The sequence below is a fragment of the Chryseomicrobium imtechense genome (genome assembly GCF_041475995.1).
Classification (GTDB): Bacteria; Bacillota; Bacilli; order Bacillales_A; family Planococcaceae; genus Chryseomicrobium; species Chryseomicrobium aureum.
The window spans coordinates 118,974-134,114 of the sequence record NZ_JBGOBM010000006.1; the positions used below are offsets into that span (position 1 = coordinate 118,974).

The window sequence follows — 15,141 nt, forward strand, 5'->3', positions numbered from 1 at the left end:
GACGGAAAATGATTTTACAAGGAGCGTTTAGGTTTGTCACAGACTCGCTATGTTCTAAGCTACGGAGATGCATTTGTCGACTACATCGCCAGAAGCCATGAAAATAAAGAATTCGATTTGTACCTTGGAGGGGCAACAGTGAATGTTGCAGCAGGTGCTAGTCGCCTCGGACTTCCTTCACGTTTTATTACGATTACAGGAGACGACGAGGTGTCGGATTTTGTACGTGCTCAGATGGATGAAGAAGGTGTTGACCTTCAACATGCAGTATTTGCTCCTGAGAAACGTGCCACTTCGGTCTATGTTCATTTAACAGAAGAGTCGGATCGGACTTTCGCAAACTATATTGATCCAACTCCAGATATACAAGTAAAGCCCGAGCACTTGCAGGAAGAAGCGTTTGAACAGGCCGTCACATTCCACTTTTGTTCAGGCACAATGTTTCATCCAATAGCTCTGGAAACGACTCGCCGTGCGGTTGAACTGGCACGTGATAAAGGCGTTTTATTGTCCTTTGACGTCAATGTACGTCCACTTCGCTGGAAGTCTGAAGAGCGTTGCCGCGAGACGATCATTGAGTTTATGAATCGTTCTCATATGGTGAAGATGACACGTGAAGAGATGTACTTCTTGATGGAGACAGAGGACTTTGAAGAAGGGATCGAGCGTCTTCAAAAGTATTCGATTCCACTCGTATTTTTAACAGATGGTGAGAATGGAACGATTTGTTTAGTGGATGGGCAACAGATCCATGCACCCGTAACACCAGTAGTTCCTGTTGATACAACAGGCGCTGGGGATGCGTTTATTGCAGGAGTCCTGTATCATGTGTATCATTACGGATTTCCGGAAACGCATGCAGATGTGTTAGAGTGCGCAATGTTTGGAAATAAACTTGGGGCTTTATGTGCAACGAAGCAAGGTGCTTTGACCGCTATGCCTCGACTCGAGGAAATCGAAGACTTGTAAGAATTTGACCCCTGGGGTTATCTCAATGCCAAGTTTACTTGGTTGGCGAGACAACCCCAGGGGTCAAAAACATGTTATAGTACTTTCTCTAAGAAATCACGGGCACGGGCAGATTTTGGTGCCGAGAAGAATTCTGCTGGTGTTGCTTCTTCTACTAGTTGCCCATGATCTAGGAATACGATGCGATCCGCTACTTCTCGAGCGAATCCCATCTCATGCGTCACGATGACCATCGTCATTCCCGTATGTGCAAGATCCTTCATTACCATCAATACCTCTTTTACCATCTCTGGATCTAGTGCAGAGGTAGGTTCATCAAACAGCATGACCTCTGGTTCCATAGCCAAGGCACGTGCAATCGCTACACGTTGCTTCTGACCACCTGATAACTGAGAAGGATAGGCCTTTTCTTTTTCACTAAGACCGACTTGTTTCAGTAATGCGCGGCCCTTTTCTTCCGCCGCGGCTTTTGAAAGCTTCTTCACTTGCATCGGTGCATACGTCAGATTCTCTAGTACTGTCATATGCGGGAACAAGTGAAAGTGCTGAAATACCATACCGATTTTCGCACGAACAGCGGAAAGATTCTTCGTCTTGGCAAGAGATTCTCCTTTGTAGGTGATATCCCCTTCAGACGGCTTTTCTAACAAATTGATACAACGAAGAAGCGTCGACTTCCCTGATCCTGAAGGTCCAATTACTGCCACTACTTCTCCGGGCTGAATCGTTGTCGAGATATTGGTCAATACTTGATTCGACCCAAATTTTTTCGAAACGGATTGTATATTAATCACCTTGTCTCAACCTCTTTTCTAGCTTCTTACCGATTAGTGTAAGGCCCATTACGAGCATGTAGTAAATGAGTCCAACGAATAATAAGGGCTCAAAGTTACGGTAAATATCCGACCCAACAACTTGTGCACGACGCATCAAGTCCATATAACTGATTGTCGAAACAAGCGCTGACTCCTTCGTTAACGTGATGAATTCATTCATAAGAGCCGGGAGAATATTTTTCATCGCTTGCGGAAGAATCAAGTCTTTCATCGCTGGCTTGTACGGAATTCCTAAAGCCATTGCTGCTTCCATCTGTCCTTTATCAACGGCTTGAATACCTGCACGAATGATTTCAGAAATGTAGGCAGCTGAGTTTAAACCGAATGCAAGAACTGCCGCCAGAAATGTCGGAATATCATAGCCCGTCAACTGTGGGACAGCGAAATAAATAATCATTAATTGAAGGATTAAAGGCGTTCCACGGAACACCGATGTATACGCATCTGCCAAAAAGCGCAAAAAGCGATTGTTCATAATTTTTACGAGGGCAATCAACGTCCCTAAAATAAATCCAAAAATAAGTGCAACAATAACGAGTTGCAACGTGACCCATATTCCTTGTAGCATAAAAGGAATATAAGGCACGATTTGGCTAAAGTCCAAATTCATGCCTTACCCCGCCTTTCTATTCTTCTGACAACCACTTGTCTTTTAATTCTTGTAATGTGCCGTTCTCTTCAAGAGTAGCAAGTGCTGCATTTACATCTTCAACAAGCTCGCTTCCTTTTGGGAAAGCTGCAGCCATTCCTGGTGATGCAGATGTTGGATCATCAAATCCAGCAAGGTCCTGCTCTTTCTGATAGCCAACCCCTACTGCTTTGTCGATATAGATCGCATCCACACGGTTTGAAAGCAGTTCTTGAATCATGATGGATGAGCTATCAATTGGCTTGATTTCAAATCCGTACTCTTCTTGGATTTTACGAGCACCTTGTTCTTGGATCGTTCCAAGTTGAACACCTAATGTTTTTCCTTCTAAATCTTCGATGCTTTCAATCCCAGCGTCTTTCAAAGATAAGAACATTTCACCCGAGCGATGATATTCTGTAGAGAAATCAACGTTTTCTTTACGCTCGTCTGTAGCGGACATCCCTGACATAACAAAGTCGATACGGTCTGATTGAAGAGCACCGATTAATCCGTCAAACTTCATATCACGTACTTCAAGTTCAACACCAAGTTCTTCTGCGATTGCATTTGCTAGATCAATATCAAATCCAATGATTTCACCTGAAGCATCTACGGATTCAAATGGTGGAAAGTCTGCTGATGTTCCCATTACTAATTTTGTTGTTTCTTCTGAAGAGCCTTCTGAACTTGTAGCCCCCTCTTCTGTTGAACCACATGCTGCTAAAAACAGGACTAAAAGAAGTGCTATACCTGTAAGTATCTTTTTCATAATCTTCATCTCCTAATTTAAAATGTATAGTTATTCGATAAAATGTATAATAACACGGTATTATGTATTTGTATACAGCCCTATTGAAGTTTTATTATTCAGACTATTCATCATAAAAAAAGCCTGATACGCAATGTATCAGACAGCAGTAGTGATTTTTATTTTTGTGCGAACTCCGCTTTCACTTGGCGCATCAATTCAGCATCTGACAATAAGTCAAACCCTGTCAACGCCATGGATAGTGCTCCGCGACTCAAGACTTGATGTGAGTTATCGGTGATTGTTAAGTCAGCTAGTTCCTGTGTGTGGAATACAAGTCCAGGAGAATCAAGACCGATATACGGATGAATAGACGGGCAGATATGACTGACATTTCCCATATCGAGTGAGCCGTATGAATCTTTCGCCGGATGAACTGTTTCAGTTCCCACTGCTAGTAAATTCTGTGTAAATCGTTTCGATAAAGTATGATTTGTTTGCATATCATCATAGCTCAATTCATAATTATGCATCTCGAGTGTAGCACCTGTCATTTGTGCAGCACCGTGTGCAATTGCTTTTACCTTTTCTACGACTTCATTTAAATAAGCGCGTTCAGACGCGCGAATATAAAACTGAGCAGATGCAAATTCCGGGACAACGTTTGCCGCTTTTCCACCTTCTGTGATAATCCCATGAATGCGTACATCTGATTGTACATGTTGACGGAGTGCATTGATTCCATTAAACAATTGAAGGACTGCGTCTAATGCGTTAATCCCTTTTTCCGGGGACGCTGCAGCGTGACTTGGACGGCCTGTATAATCGAACTGAATCGCATCCATTGCAAGAGAGTCGCCACTTTCATAAGATTCATCAGCAGGGTGAAGCATCATTGCCGCATCGATATCTTCAAAGACCCCTTGCTCCGCCATATCAACTTTAGCACCGTTCGTTTCTTCTGCTGGAGTCCCGAGAACATAGATCTTCCCGCCTGTATCAGCTACTACTTTGGAGAGCAAAACTCCAGCGCCGACACCCATTGTTCCAATCATATTGTGCCCGCACCCGTGACCGATTCCCGGAAGAGCGTCGTACTCTGCCAAAAATGCAATCGTCGGTCCTGGAAGGCCACTGTCGTAGGTCGCTTTAAAGGCGGTCGGACGGTTGACGATTCCTTTTTCAACTTGGAAATCATGGCGCGCTAAAAAATCAGTTAGTAGTGTCATTGATTCAAATTCTTGATCACCAAGTTCTGGGTTGTGGTACAAGTGGTCGCTCATGCTCCATAGATCTTGTTGGATTTCTTCTAGATGACGTTGCAATTGTTCTTTCATTGTCTGATGCTCCTTTTTCTATCATTTCCTGCCGCTACTATAACGGAATTCGAAATAAATCGCAATGCCCAATTAATTCACAGGGGTCTCAGGCTCTTTATTTTGTAAGACTGCCAACAAATTCCGTACAGTTAAGTCGGCCATTTCCATACGGGTTGCTACCGTTGAGCTACCGATATGCGGAGCTACTTCGACATTTGGAAGTGTGAGAAGAGGATGATCGGTTGGCACAGGTTCTTGCTCAAATACATCAAGCGCTGCTGCACCAAGCTTTCCGTTCTTCAAGGCTTCATATAATGCCGCTTCATCCACTAAGCCCCCACGTGCCGTATTCACAACAATGGCATCTTCTTTCATCAAAGCAAGTTCTTCTGCACCAATTAAATACTTTAATTCCGGTGCAAATGGCAGCATGATGACCAGAAAGTCGGCTTGCTTCAGTACGTCTTTCAGTTCATGATAGGTTGCCCCAATGGCTTGTTCCGCTTCTGGCTTCTTAGACCGGTTCCAGTAAATGACGTCCATATCAAACCCTTTTGCTCGACGTGCCACGGCTTGTCCAATTCGTCCGAATCCTAAAATACCGATCGTCGAACCGCTGAGCTCTTTTCCTGCAAGCTGTAAAAGCGACCAAGACTTCCACTCGCCTTCACGGACCTCTTTACTCGCTGCACTTAACTTTCGTGCAGCCGCAAGTAATAACGCAAACGTCAAATCCGCCGTAGCGTTTGTTAATACGTCAGGTGTGTTCGTGACACGGATACTGCGCTTTGTCGCTTCTTCCACATCGATATTGTTAAAGCCCACTGCAAGCTGGCTGATCACCTTTACGTTTGGTGCCGCTTCAAGCACCTCTTTATCTAATGGATCGGACAATACACTGATGATGCCATCTACATCCTTTACAGCATCGACTACTTGCTCTTTCGTCATCGGCTGTTCTGCTGAATGCCACTCTTTGTACTCCACGTGTTGTTCCAACTTCTTCACTACTTCTTCAGGAAGCTTTCTTGTTGCAAATACCTTCATCTCTCCTCATCCCTTCTGCTAAATTCTACTATTTAGCATACCAAACTTCTCGAAATAGAGACAATCAAACAAAAAAAACGGATTTCCCCTGAGAGAAATCCGATCCTTCTTATTTCTTTACGATATTCTTACCATAGAAGATTTCATCCATCTCCATCTTCAGCTGGGCTTCGATTTTCTGCTGCTCTTCTGCAGTCAGATCTTCTTTCTTCTTCCCGAACAAGTAATTGTTCAAGTCAAAGTCTTTTAGTTTCGCTTTTGTATGGAAGATGTTTTCTTGGAAGATGTTCACATCAATCATGTTGAACTGCTCCTGAATATCTTCCGGGATATAATTCTGAATTGAATTGATTTCGTGATCGATGAACAATTTGTGCCCCGTTTTGTCACGCGTAAATCCACGGACACGGTAGTCGATCGTCATAATATCTGTATCAAATGAATGAATCATATAGTTCAGCGCTTTTAATGGCGAAATTTCCCCACATGTCGACACATCAATGTCTGCGCGGAACGTACTAATCCCTTCATTCGGGTGGTATTCCGGATACGTATGCACAGTCACGTGAGACTTATCCAAGTGCATAACTACTGTTTCTGGAATCGGTCCTGGCGACTCTTCGAACTGCTCTTTAGGCGCCGATTCAACCGGTCCTTCTGAAACGAGCATCGTCACACTAGCACCTTGCGGAATGTAATCTTGTTTTGCGACGTTCAACACGTGCGCTCCAATGATTTCTGTAACTTTTGTCAAGATCGCTGTTAAACGGTCTGCGTTGTATTGTTCATCGATATACTGGATGTAGCGTTCACGTTCTTCTTTTGTGCCCGTATAACAGATATCGTACATATTAAAACTGAGTGACTTTGTTAAGTTGTTAAATTCATGCAGCTCAATGCGCTGCTCGGGAGTTAACGACACGTTTCCTCATCCCTTCGCGTAAAAAATAAACTTCGGTTACAACTATACCTTTACCCCTGTTATTTGACAAGCAAACGAAGGATTCACAGGGCTTTTGGCGCAAAAAAAGAGAGGAACCTGTCCTCTCTCCTAGTTATGCGTGTTGCGCAATCAAACGTTGTGCGACTGCTTGTACGCGTGTCAGACCTTCTGCAATAATTGCTTCTGCTTGTTGCGGGTTGGCATTGTGTCCTTCGATGATCACGTTCTCGATGATTTCCATACCGAAGACGCCGTTAAAGACGTTTTGCATATAGTTATACGACATTTCCATCGGTGCCATCTCAGGTGCAGAATATAGACCACCGCGCGCGTTCAATAGAATGACTTTCTTCTCTGGCATCAATTGAACAAGATTGCCATTCGCATCATATTTGAATGTAAATCCTGCAGAGTAGACATAATCAATAAATGTTTGAAGTGCTGCTGGAATCGTTAAGTTCCATAGTGGGAAAGCAAATACTAATACGTCTGCTTCTGACACAGCATCCATTGCTTTTTGCTTTGCAGCTAAAATACGACGCTCAACATCTGACAGCTCTTCTTCATTTTGCATCTTTCCAAATGCGTTGAACAGGTCCTGACCGAAGTACGGCATATCCTCTTCAAATACATCGAATACACGGACGTTCATCTCGTTAGTATCTTTAATCGACTCCATGAACGTGTTATACATTTTAGTTGAAATCCCGTCTGGGCGATTGTTAGCTCTTACAAGTAATACGTTTGTCATACAAGTTCCTCCTAGGTTACAAAAAATAATCACAAAAGCCATCCTACCATGCGTGTAGTTCGAGTTCAAGATATTCGCTCACCGGAAACGAGGATTTGCTATACTGAAGAAAACTCTTGAAGGAGTGCTTGGATGAAGACTCTATTTATTGCCGGTCACGCGCGACTACCTGCTGGGATGGCTGCGCAAAACCTATACGAAACATTAACGATTACTGCAGAAATCGATTCGAAATATAGCGTAATCGTAGCAGCTTCCTGTACCCTCGCCACGCAACACGGGCAAGATTTCGTTCATCATTTGCTACGGGGTCACAGTTTGCGAGACGGTATTGACGAGCCTCTTCGCGCTATCCAGACGCAGTATCTCGGGAAAGCTGGAAGCGCCCTGCAGTCTGCTTTGAAAGATCTTTACAAGCATTCTGAACAGTATCAAACAAAATTGTCAGAGTAGTTCGTTTTTTCATTTACAATCCGGTACGCGTCCGGTAAAGTGAAAGTAATGAGCGCCGAGTCACTCGCCAGTGACCATTCACGCTCTACGGAACACAAACCAATTACAATCTGCCGAATCTGACACCATTCATTCCCGAATGTTTCCTCAGATCATCCGCCAGTCTAGAGAACCTGTACGAGGTTTTTTGGACTGGCTTTTTTTATGGCAAGAAAGGAGTGTCTATGCAAGGAGCTTTAGCAGGTCTTCGCATCCTTGATTTAAGTCGTGTTCTCGCGGGTCCATACTGCACCATGATTTTCGGCGATCTAGGTGCGGAAGTCATCAAAGTGGAAGCACCAGGTGGATCTGATGAGACGCGGCACTGGGGTCCTCCGTTTCAGAACGGGGTCAGTGCCTATTACTTGAGTGCCAATCGCAACAAGGAAAGTATCACACTCGACCTTCGAACGACCGAAGACCAGGAACAGTTCAAAAAACTTGTCGCAACAAGTGACGTCGTCGTGCATAACTTTAAAACGGGTACGATGGAAAAGTTCGGCCTCGACTACGATACACTGACGACGCTCAACCCAAGACTTGTATACTGCAGTATCACTGGATTTGGTGAGACAGGGCCTCTAAAAGACCTACCTGGCTATGATTTTATCTTGCAAGGGATGAGTGGCTTGATGCAGATCACTGGTACGGAAGAATCTGGACCGCAAAAGATGGGTGTCGCGATTGTCGATATACTCACTGGACTTTATGCGTGCATCGGGATTCAAGCAGCACTCCTCGAACGCTCGACTTCCGGCCGTGGGCAACGGCTTGATCTGTCACTCTATGATTGTGCTGTCAGTAGTCTCGTCAATATCGGCAGCAGTTATTTGATGACAGGAGTTGAGCCAAAACGACGAGGCAATACGCATGCCCAAATTGCGCCTTATCAAATGTTCGACACAAAGGATGGCTCAGTCATCGTTGCAGTGGGCACAAACGCACAATTCACAGCTCTTTGTTCACTTGTAAACTGGTCGCCCCCTGAAGAATTTGAAACAAATGCCGGACGGGTAGAAAATCGAGATACTCTCACTGCCGTTCTTTCTTTGTACATGAAAGAGCGAACGACGGCTGCATGGGTCGATGCACTGCGAGAAGTAGGCATTCCCTGCGGCCCCGTTCAGACATTCGAACAACTGACGAACGATCCACAACTTCACGCACGGGACATGTGGATCACTCAACATCACAAACAAGCTGGAACAATCCAGCAAATTGGTAGTCCACTCAAATTGTCGCGCACCCCTGTCACCTACCGCCTTGCTCCACCCGAACCAGGCGACCACCAAACTAAATGGATTCAAAGGAGAGAAAACGGATGAACTTTCATTTTTCAGAAGAACAAAAAATGCTTCGCAAAACTGTACGGGATTTTGTAGACAAAGAAATCATTCCCCATATTCGTGATTGGGACCGCCAAGGGAAATTCGATCCTGCCATCATTCAGCGCCTTTCTGACCTGGGCTTAATGGGGGTTTGTATTCCTGAACAATACGGCGGAAGTGGAATGGATTACAACTCACTTGCAATCGTGTGTGAGGAGTTGGAGCGCGGCGACACAGCGTTCCGTACGGCTGTCTCTGTGCACACTGGCCTCAACAGTATGACAATTCTTCAATGGGGAACGGAAGAGCAAAAGCAAAAATATCTTGTACCACAAGCAAAAGGTGAAAAAATCGGAGCATTCGGTTTGACAGAGCCTGCTGCAGGTTCTGACGTAGCGGCACTTGAAACAACAGCAAAACTTGACGGGGATCATTATATTTTAAATGGACAAAAAGCGTGGATCTCGCTCTGCGATATCGCAGACCACTTCCTCATTTTCGCCTACACAGGAAATAAAGAAGACAAACATAAAGCCATTTCAGCATTTATCGTAGAACGCACGTGGGAAGGTTTCTCGTCGCAAGCGGTGAAAGGAAAGCTTGGCATTCGCGCAGGAAATACTGGAGAGTTGTTCTTTGAAGATGTGAAAGTACCGAAAGAGAACTTGCTCGGCAAAGAAGGCGAAGGGTTTAAAATCGCAATGGCTGCACTCGACAACGGCCGCTTTACAGTGGCTGCTGGAGCAGTCGGACTGATCCAAGCCTGCTTAGAAGCCAGTGTTGACTATTGCCACACACGTGAGACGTTCGGTAAACCAATCGGTCGTCACCAGCTCGTCCAGCAGATGCTTGCGAACATGGAAGCAGGTTATCAAATGAGTCGTTTACTTGTATACCGTGCGGGTCAATTGAAAAACGAAGGTAAGCGCAATACACGTGAAACATCTCTTGCAAAGTGGCAAGCCTGTGATTTTGCGAATAAAGCAGCAGATGATGCTGTACAAATTTTCGGTGCAAACGGCTACTCGGATGAATACCCAGTAGAGCGCTTCTTGCGGAATTCAAAGGCACCTGTAATTTATGAAGGTACACGCGAAATCCACACGTTGATGCAAGCAGACTATGTACTCGGCTATCGGGAAGATAAGACACTTTCACAGATGTTACCTGCTTGGGAAGGTCAAGAATAATCGAAGAGTACACAAAAACCCGCGATGCTTAGTCGCGGGTTTTATAGTTTTTCAGGCTTTCTTCGTGTACTTCTTCACAGCTGGCAAAATCTCGCTTCCAATCAACTCGATGTTGCGCTCGAGATCTTCAAACGGCACACCCCCGAAGTCCATCTGTGCAATATAGCGCTGGTGTCCAAACAACTCGTGCTGATACAAAATCTTCTCTATCACCTGTTGCGGGCTTCCGACATTCAACACGTCTTTTGGATCCTGTGCACTCTGTTCAAATGCAAATTTCGGATACCCGCGTCCATTGCTCTTCATCATACCTTTATCTACATACGTATGATACGTATCTATCGCTTCTTGAGACGTAGGAGCAGTAAAGAACATGCCTGCTGTTGCAATTGGTAATTCGTCTGGATTGTGGCCAGCTTGGCGAGCAGACTGTCTGTACGCTTCAACAGAATATTGGAAGTTTACAGCTTGTCCCCCTAGCATCGCAAGCATCATCGGTACTCCAGCAGCGCCTGCTTTCACTGCACTGGCAGGAGGTCCTCCGACAGCACGCCAGATTGGTAACTTACCATCAACAGGTCGTGGTAACACTTCCGCATCACGGAGTGGCGCACGAAAATCGCCGTCCCACGTGATCCGCTCTTTGTCATTGATTTGCAAAAGCAGATCAAACTTCTCTTCATACAATTCTTCGTAATAGCGAATATCATACCCGAGCAACTCAAATAAGCCAATACGTGAGGCACGACCTGCCACGATTTCGGCGCGTCCTCCTGAAATCAAATCAATCGTTGCAAAATTTTCATAGACGCGGACGGGATCAGACGTGCTGACAATCGTTGACGAGCTACCAATCTTCATCGTGTTTGTCGCTTGGGCGATTGCTGCGAGCACAACTGCATGTGCTTGTGTTGCAAAGTATTCCTGATGACTTTCCCCGACACTGAAAAAATCCATTCCCGCTTGTTCGGCCAATTGCGCCAGTCGGATGATTTCGTCGATGCGCTGTTTTGCGGAGATTCGGTCTCCTGTGTGCGGATTTGGCATGTGGTCACCTAGTGTATAAAGGCCAAACTCAAGGCCGTTGTCTCGTTGAATTCGATACTGTTCCATAAATTCTTCTTCCTCTCTTCCGGTTTCCTGCTTCTCAGTATACGCAGTTCAAGAGTCGTCAGAAAGCACAAACACTTCGAATTCGAGATTTTCAGACTTATGACCGAAATTCTGCTACACTAAAACAGGAAAGGGGCGTCTACTTTGAAATTCTTTCAATACCTTGCAATGTTTCTTGCTGGAACATTATTTCTATACATTTATGCACAAGTCATGCCGCGAGAGGGCCCTGTCTGGTCAGTTCTCTATTTTGTGATTGGGATACCTGCCCTTATCTTTTTGATTTACGGAATCCAAAGCCTATTCAAACGCGCAGCAGGCAATTAAAAAAACCGTTTCCTTGTAGGAATTACCCTACACAGGAAACGGTTTTTATTTGACTCTCTTCTGGAGAGAACCCAAGCAACAAATCGGACTTCTTCGTTTTTGTGTACAGTTGGTTCAGTACACCCGCCCAAACTAGTTGATGCCAATCATACGCGTAATCCCAGGACTCATCGTCTCCGAAGCCTCTGTGGAACAATTTCACACACGTCGTACCATCTAAATTTTGCTTAAAGCGCAGATTCACTGTTGTTTGGGGGACCGGAGCATTCATCAGCTCTGCAAATTGACTTGGCCCCTTCCAAGTAAAGGTAAGATCTTTTTGAGGTGTCATGTGAACAATATGACACCCTTCCGTGTTCTTATTTTGGAGGTTACTAGGCACAAAGAATAATTCATATTGCCCACCTATTTTGGGTTCGATACGTGCAATCGGTGCGAACCACTTTTCTACTTCTGACGCAACCGTCCAGAGCTCCCAAACACGCTCAAGCGGTGCTGGAACAGAAAGTTGATGATAAATCACACGTGTCATGACTCCACCTCCTCATAATTGGTTATTTCCTAGTATATACCAGAAACGACCATTTCCACAATAGGGAATATGAGGGAATCTATAGTTTTACTTTTGAACCGTATGATAAATGGATTCGAAGTCTTTCCGACTCATAATAACGGGAACTGGATAGAGAGGATTTGCCTCTTTGTACGCTTTTTTTGCCATCGCTTTTATATCCTTTTCCTCAATCCCGTCAATTTTTTGTGGGATATCCATCTGCTCATTCATCTTTTCAATTGCATTGATAAACATTACAGCCTTCTCATGAACAGACTGCCCCGGCTGCGCTACTCCTGCAAAGTCCGCCAAATCAGCTAGTCGCTCTTCAGCTGCCGCACCATAAAACTTCAACAGAATCGGCAATAACACCGCGTTCGCCAAACCATGCGGAACGTTGTAATAACCACCTAGCGTATGCGCCACTGCATGAACATTTCCAACATATGCTCGCGTAAAAGCAAGACCCGCGAGATAGGAAGCCTTTTGCATAGCACGACGAGCTTCCATATTATGACCGTCTGCATACGCAATAGGCAACCACTTGAAAATCAACTCCACCGCTTCCTTGCTATAGGCTTCTGTTTCCGGTGTATTGCTTTGGCCTATATATGCTTCTACTGCGTGGGTCAACGCATCCATGCCAGTCGTTGCAGTCAAAGCAGCTGGTAATCCCACAGTCAGCTCTGGATCCAGTACGGCGACGTCCGGAATCAATACCGTATCATTTACCGCATATTTCTCTTTTGATTCAGGATTGGAAATAACTGCAGCGACTGTCCCTTCACTTCCTGTACCAGCAGTTGTAGGGATGGCCATTAAAAATGGAGTCTTCTTACGCACTTTCAACTGTCCCCTCATATCTGGAATCAATTTATTTGGCTGAGCAACACGTGCCGCTACACCTTTTGCACAGTCAATCACAGATCCACCACCAAATGCCACGATTGCTTGACAGTTTTGGTCTTGGAAGAGAGCAAAGGCTTGCTCGATATTGGTGATAGTTGGGTTGGGAACAGTTTGATCATATAGGATGGCTTCTATGTGAAGCTCTGCCGCTTTTTCTATAAATGGCATATACAAACCCAAATTCGACATCGCTTGATCTGTCACTAATAGGAAGCGCGTGATGTTGCGGTGCTTTAACTCGTCCACACCTGTCACAACACTTCCTTCTCCTGCAACAAGTAAAGGCGTGCGCCATGGCACTAGTTTTGAAACGCCTCGGTACGCAGCTTGGTAGGTGCGGGCATACAATTTATTCATAGTAGTTCCTCCCATCTTTCACATTCTCTCCGTGCCTATTTCGCCATGTAATCGGCAAGTTCCTGCTTTTGACTTTCCCCGCTACATAGCGTATGATAAGTCATGCGATGAGCTGCTCTGTGTAAGTCGGACAGACACTCCTTCGGGAACACGTTGTGGAGCGTGGTCTGGCCCGCCTCAGATGAGAGACTAGCATAGGCTAGTCCCACCCCTTTCCTTTACTGGAAAGGGGTTTTTTCTATACAACTTGAAAGGAACGATATCTATGATTCGAAAAGCAACTCCTCAAGACGTACCCCATCTAGCTCCTCTTTTATACGATGCCATTCATGAAATCGCCTATACTCTAACGGGTGCATCTTCAACTGCAGAGGCCCTTCCGCTTCTTGACTATTGGATCTCCCAACCTGCAAATCGACTAAGCTATCAAAACATTTGGGTCGAAGAACGTGACAGTTTACCCATCGGCTTGATTTTACTCTATGTGGGTGAGCAGGCTGAAGAACTGGACCACCCCTTACAACAAGCACTGCGCCAACAAAGAAAATCGGATTCATTTGATATAGAGACAGAAGGAAACGTGCTGTATATCGACACAGTTTCGGTTCGTTCTGATTATGGCGGACAAGGAATCGGTACAAACCTCTTACAAGTGGCGTTTGACGAAGCCAAGCGAAGAGAGGTTGAGGCTGTGACGCTCAATGTAGATTTGACGAATGTTCGTGCTCGCAAGCTGTATGAACGTCTCGGGTTTAAAGAACTGTCGATTCGCACAATTTCTCATGCTGAGTTTGCATATATGGGGAAAAATGTGCTTTAAATTCATACAAAAAGCCCACTCGACATGTGCGAGTGGGCAGTGTTTTACGCTTCAATACATGATTTAATTTTTTCGGGATGATCGATTTTGCCATCATGGACAGACACCTGATGCAATTCATTGCCATCCATGAACTTGAAAATACCATTGTTAAAATCCGTACCTACTTCTTTAAAGAAGATTCCTTCAAGCTGACACTCTTTGCGTTGTGTGAAACTCAGCACATACGAGTCGCCTTCTTTGATCAAGTAGCAACGAACGCCTCGCTCAAACAACTCATCTTCAGAAGCACGGATTGTTCGTGCAACAGACACGACATGCAAATCTACAAAAGGTAGTTCGCGCAATAAAGAATTGATGAAAGACCCTTTAGTGATCTCTTCCCAACGACTTTTGGCGGTTTGGCCGATAATGATTTGCGTCACATCAAAATGATTCGCCACTTCGGCAATCACTTTCGCTGCAGGACGCTTCTCATCATCACGAATTACAAACTCTTCAGCACCGACTTCTTTCGTCAGCTCTTTCCATCTATCTATATAAGCCGTTTTGTCGGCATCAAACTCATCAAAAGGCAGAGGATCTACAGTCAAAATATATAAGGGGCATCCCAACATACTTGACAGTTGATGACCGCGACGAATTAAACGCTCCCCGTTCGGACCATAAAACACACATACCAAAATACGTTCATCCATTTTCCCTCGGATTGCTCCCATTTCTGCAAACCTCCAATAATTCTTGTACTTCCAATTTAAACCTCAAAAGTATATAACACTTTCCTCTACTGTGCAACATTCCTTATCAT

Annotated in this window: 17 protein-coding genes; 6 read left to right on the forward strand and 11 right to left on the reverse strand. The window is 44.8% G+C overall.

Annotated features, from left to right (window positions below; translation table 11 throughout):
* The first annotated feature begins 33 nt into the window (after positions 1–33).
* A complete protein-coding gene (locus tag AB5N96_RS07795; protein ID WP_499705161.1) occupies positions 34–969 on the forward strand; it encodes a carbohydrate kinase family protein in 936 nt (311 codons plus the stop codon).
* A gap of 74 nt (positions 970–1,043) precedes the next feature.
* Here the strand turns inward: AB5N96_RS07795 and AB5N96_RS07800 are convergent, their stop codons facing one another.
* The 7 genes from AB5N96_RS07800 to AB5N96_RS07830 form a co-directional block, all read right to left on the reverse strand.
* A complete protein-coding gene (locus tag AB5N96_RS07800) occupies positions 1,044–1,763 on the reverse strand; it encodes an amino acid ABC transporter ATP-binding protein (protein WP_392454889.1) in 720 nt (239 codons plus the stop codon).
* Positions 1,756–2,415: an amino acid ABC transporter permease gene (locus AB5N96_RS07805; protein ID WP_204589464.1), complete on the reverse strand. Its 660-nt coding sequence runs from the start codon at positions 2,413–2,415 to the stop codon at positions 1,756–1,758. The genes AB5N96_RS07800 and AB5N96_RS07805 overlap by 8 nt, the downstream gene beginning before the upstream one ends.
* A 16-nt stretch (positions 2,416–2,431) precedes the next feature.
* Positions 2,432–3,205 (reverse strand): transporter substrate-binding domain-containing protein, encoded by a 774-nt coding sequence (locus AB5N96_RS07810; protein ID WP_392454891.1) that lies wholly within the window; start codon positions 3,203–3,205, stop codon positions 2,432–2,434.
* Between the two features lie 158 nt (positions 3,206–3,363).
* Positions 3,364–4,521 (reverse strand): M20 family metallopeptidase, encoded by a 1,158-nt coding sequence (locus tag AB5N96_RS07815; protein WP_499705162.1) that lies wholly within the window; start codon positions 4,519–4,521, stop codon positions 3,364–3,366.
* Between the two features lie 72 nt (positions 4,522–4,593).
* Entirely contained in the window at positions 4,594–5,550 is a 957-nt protein-coding gene (locus AB5N96_RS07820) for a 2-hydroxyacid dehydrogenase (RefSeq protein WP_499705163.1), read from the reverse strand.
* Positions 5,551–5,659: 109 nt separating this feature from the next.
* A complete protein-coding gene (gene speD, locus AB5N96_RS07825; RefSeq protein WP_204589460.1) occupies positions 5,660–6,472 on the reverse strand; it encodes an adenosylmethionine decarboxylase in 813 nt (270 codons plus the stop codon).
* A gap of 133 nt (positions 6,473–6,605) precedes the next feature.
* Positions 6,606–7,244, reverse strand: coding sequence for an FMN-dependent NADH-azoreductase (locus AB5N96_RS07830; protein ID WP_499705164.1), 639 nt, complete (start codon positions 7,242–7,244; stop codon positions 6,606–6,608).
* A gap of 132 nt (positions 7,245–7,376) precedes the next feature.
* Here AB5N96_RS07830 and AB5N96_RS07835 point away from each other — a divergent pair, with 132 nt between their 5' ends.
* The 3 genes from AB5N96_RS07835 to AB5N96_RS07845 all read left to right on the forward strand — a co-directional run bounded on the left by AB5N96_RS07835 (position 7,377) and on the right by AB5N96_RS07845 (position 10,254).
* Positions 7,377–7,697, forward strand: a complete 321-nt coding sequence (locus AB5N96_RS07835) for a DUF3870 domain-containing protein (protein ID WP_204589458.1) — start codon at positions 7,377–7,379, stop codon at positions 7,695–7,697.
* Between the two features lie 224 nt (positions 7,698–7,921).
* Positions 7,922–9,061 carry a CaiB/BaiF CoA transferase family protein gene (locus AB5N96_RS07840; RefSeq protein ID WP_204589457.1) on the forward strand — a complete coding sequence of 380 codons (1,140 nt, stop codon included), beginning with the start codon at positions 7,922–7,924 and terminating at the stop codon, positions 9,059–9,061.
* Positions 9,058–10,254: an acyl-CoA dehydrogenase family protein gene (locus AB5N96_RS07845; protein ID WP_204589456.1), complete on the forward strand. Its 1,197-nt coding sequence runs from the start codon at positions 9,058–9,060 to the stop codon at positions 10,252–10,254. Before AB5N96_RS07840 ends, AB5N96_RS07845 begins: the two co-directional genes overlap by 4 nt.
* A gap of 51 nt (positions 10,255–10,305) precedes the next feature.
* Here the strand turns inward: AB5N96_RS07845 and AB5N96_RS07850 are convergent, their stop codons facing one another.
* Positions 10,306–11,367 (reverse strand): LLM class flavin-dependent oxidoreductase, encoded by a 1,062-nt coding sequence (locus tag AB5N96_RS07850; RefSeq protein ID WP_204589455.1) that lies wholly within the window; start codon positions 11,365–11,367, stop codon positions 10,306–10,308.
* A 144-nt stretch (positions 11,368–11,511) separates the two neighbouring features.
* On the opposite strand from AB5N96_RS07850, the gene AB5N96_RS07855 reads away from it, so the two are divergent.
* A complete protein-coding gene (locus AB5N96_RS07855; RefSeq protein ID WP_204589454.1) occupies positions 11,512–11,694 on the forward strand; it encodes a hypothetical protein in 183 nt (60 codons plus the stop codon).
* A gap of 22 nt (positions 11,695–11,716) precedes the next feature.
* Here the strand turns inward: AB5N96_RS07855 and AB5N96_RS07860 are convergent, their stop codons facing one another.
* Both AB5N96_RS07860 and AB5N96_RS07865 read right to left on the reverse strand, forming a co-directional pair.
* Entirely contained in the window at positions 11,717–12,226 is a 510-nt protein-coding gene (locus AB5N96_RS07860; RefSeq protein WP_204589453.1) for an SRPBCC family protein, read from the reverse strand.
* An 87-nt stretch (positions 12,227–12,313) separates the two neighbouring features.
* Positions 12,314–13,513: an iron-containing alcohol dehydrogenase gene (locus tag AB5N96_RS07865; RefSeq protein WP_499705165.1), complete on the reverse strand. Its 1,200-nt coding sequence runs from the start codon at positions 13,511–13,513 to the stop codon at positions 12,314–12,316.
* 265 nt (positions 13,514–13,778) lie between these two features.
* On the opposite strand from AB5N96_RS07865, the gene AB5N96_RS07870 reads away from it, so the two are divergent.
* The gene (locus AB5N96_RS07870) at positions 13,779–14,333 is read left to right on the forward strand and encodes a GNAT family N-acetyltransferase (RefSeq protein ID WP_499705166.1); all 555 of its coding nucleotides are present in this window, start codon (positions 13,779–13,781) and stop codon (positions 14,331–14,333) included.
* 44 nt (positions 14,334–14,377) lie between these two features.
* On the opposite strand, the gene AB5N96_RS07875 is transcribed toward AB5N96_RS07870, so the two are convergent.
* Positions 14,378–15,052 carry a universal stress protein gene (locus tag AB5N96_RS07875; RefSeq protein WP_204589450.1) on the reverse strand — a complete coding sequence of 225 codons (675 nt, stop codon included), beginning with the start codon at positions 15,050–15,052 and terminating at the stop codon, positions 14,378–14,380.
* Positions 15,053–15,141: the final 89 nt, after the last annotated feature.

Bases quoted from the DNA above. Each gene is read 5' to 3' on its own strand.
- AB5N96_RS07805 (WP_204589464.1), bottom strand. From the start codon at position 2,415: ATGAATTTGGACTTTAGCCAAATCGTGCCTTATATTCCTTTTATGCTA.
- AB5N96_RS07810 (WP_392454891.1), bottom strand. From the start codon at position 3,205: ATGAAAAAGATACTTACAGGTATAGCACTTCTTTTAGTCCTGTTTTTA.
- AB5N96_RS07815 (WP_499705162.1), bottom strand. From the start codon at position 4,521: ATGAAAGAACAATTGCAACGTCATCTAGAAGAAATCCAACAAGATCTA.
- AB5N96_RS07820 (WP_499705163.1), bottom strand. From the start codon at position 5,550: ATGAAGGTATTTGCAACAAGAAAGCTTCCTGAAGAAGTAGTGAAGAAG.
- AB5N96_RS07830 (WP_499705164.1), bottom strand. From the start codon at position 7,244: ATGACAAACGTATTACTTGTAAGAGCTAACAATCGCCCAGACGGGATT.
- AB5N96_RS07835 (WP_204589458.1), top strand. From the start codon at position 7,377: ATGAAGACTCTATTTATTGCCGGTCACGCGCGACTACCTGCTGGGATG.
- AB5N96_RS07840 (WP_204589457.1), top strand. From the start codon at position 7,922: ATGCAAGGAGCTTTAGCAGGTCTTCGCATCCTTGATTTAAGTCGTGTT.
- AB5N96_RS07845 (WP_204589456.1), top strand. From the start codon at position 9,058: ATGAACTTTCATTTTTCAGAAGAACAAAAAATGCTTCGCAAAACTGTA.
- AB5N96_RS07850 (WP_204589455.1), bottom strand. From the start codon at position 11,367: ATGGAACAGTATCGAATTCAACGAGACAACGGCCTTGAGTTTGGCCTT.
- AB5N96_RS07860 (WP_204589453.1), bottom strand. From the start codon at position 12,226: ATGACACGTGTGATTTATCATCAACTTTCTGTTCCAGCACCGCTTGAG.
- AB5N96_RS07865 (WP_499705165.1), bottom strand. From the start codon at position 13,513: ATGAATAAATTGTATGCCCGCACCTACCAAGCTGCGTACCGAGGCGTT.
- AB5N96_RS07870 (WP_499705166.1), top strand. From the start codon at position 13,779: ATGATTCGAAAAGCAACTCCTCAAGACGTACCCCATCTAGCTCCTCTT.
- AB5N96_RS07875 (WP_204589450.1), bottom strand. From the start codon at position 15,052: ATGGGAGCAATCCGAGGGAAAATGGATGAACGTATTTTGGTATGTGTG.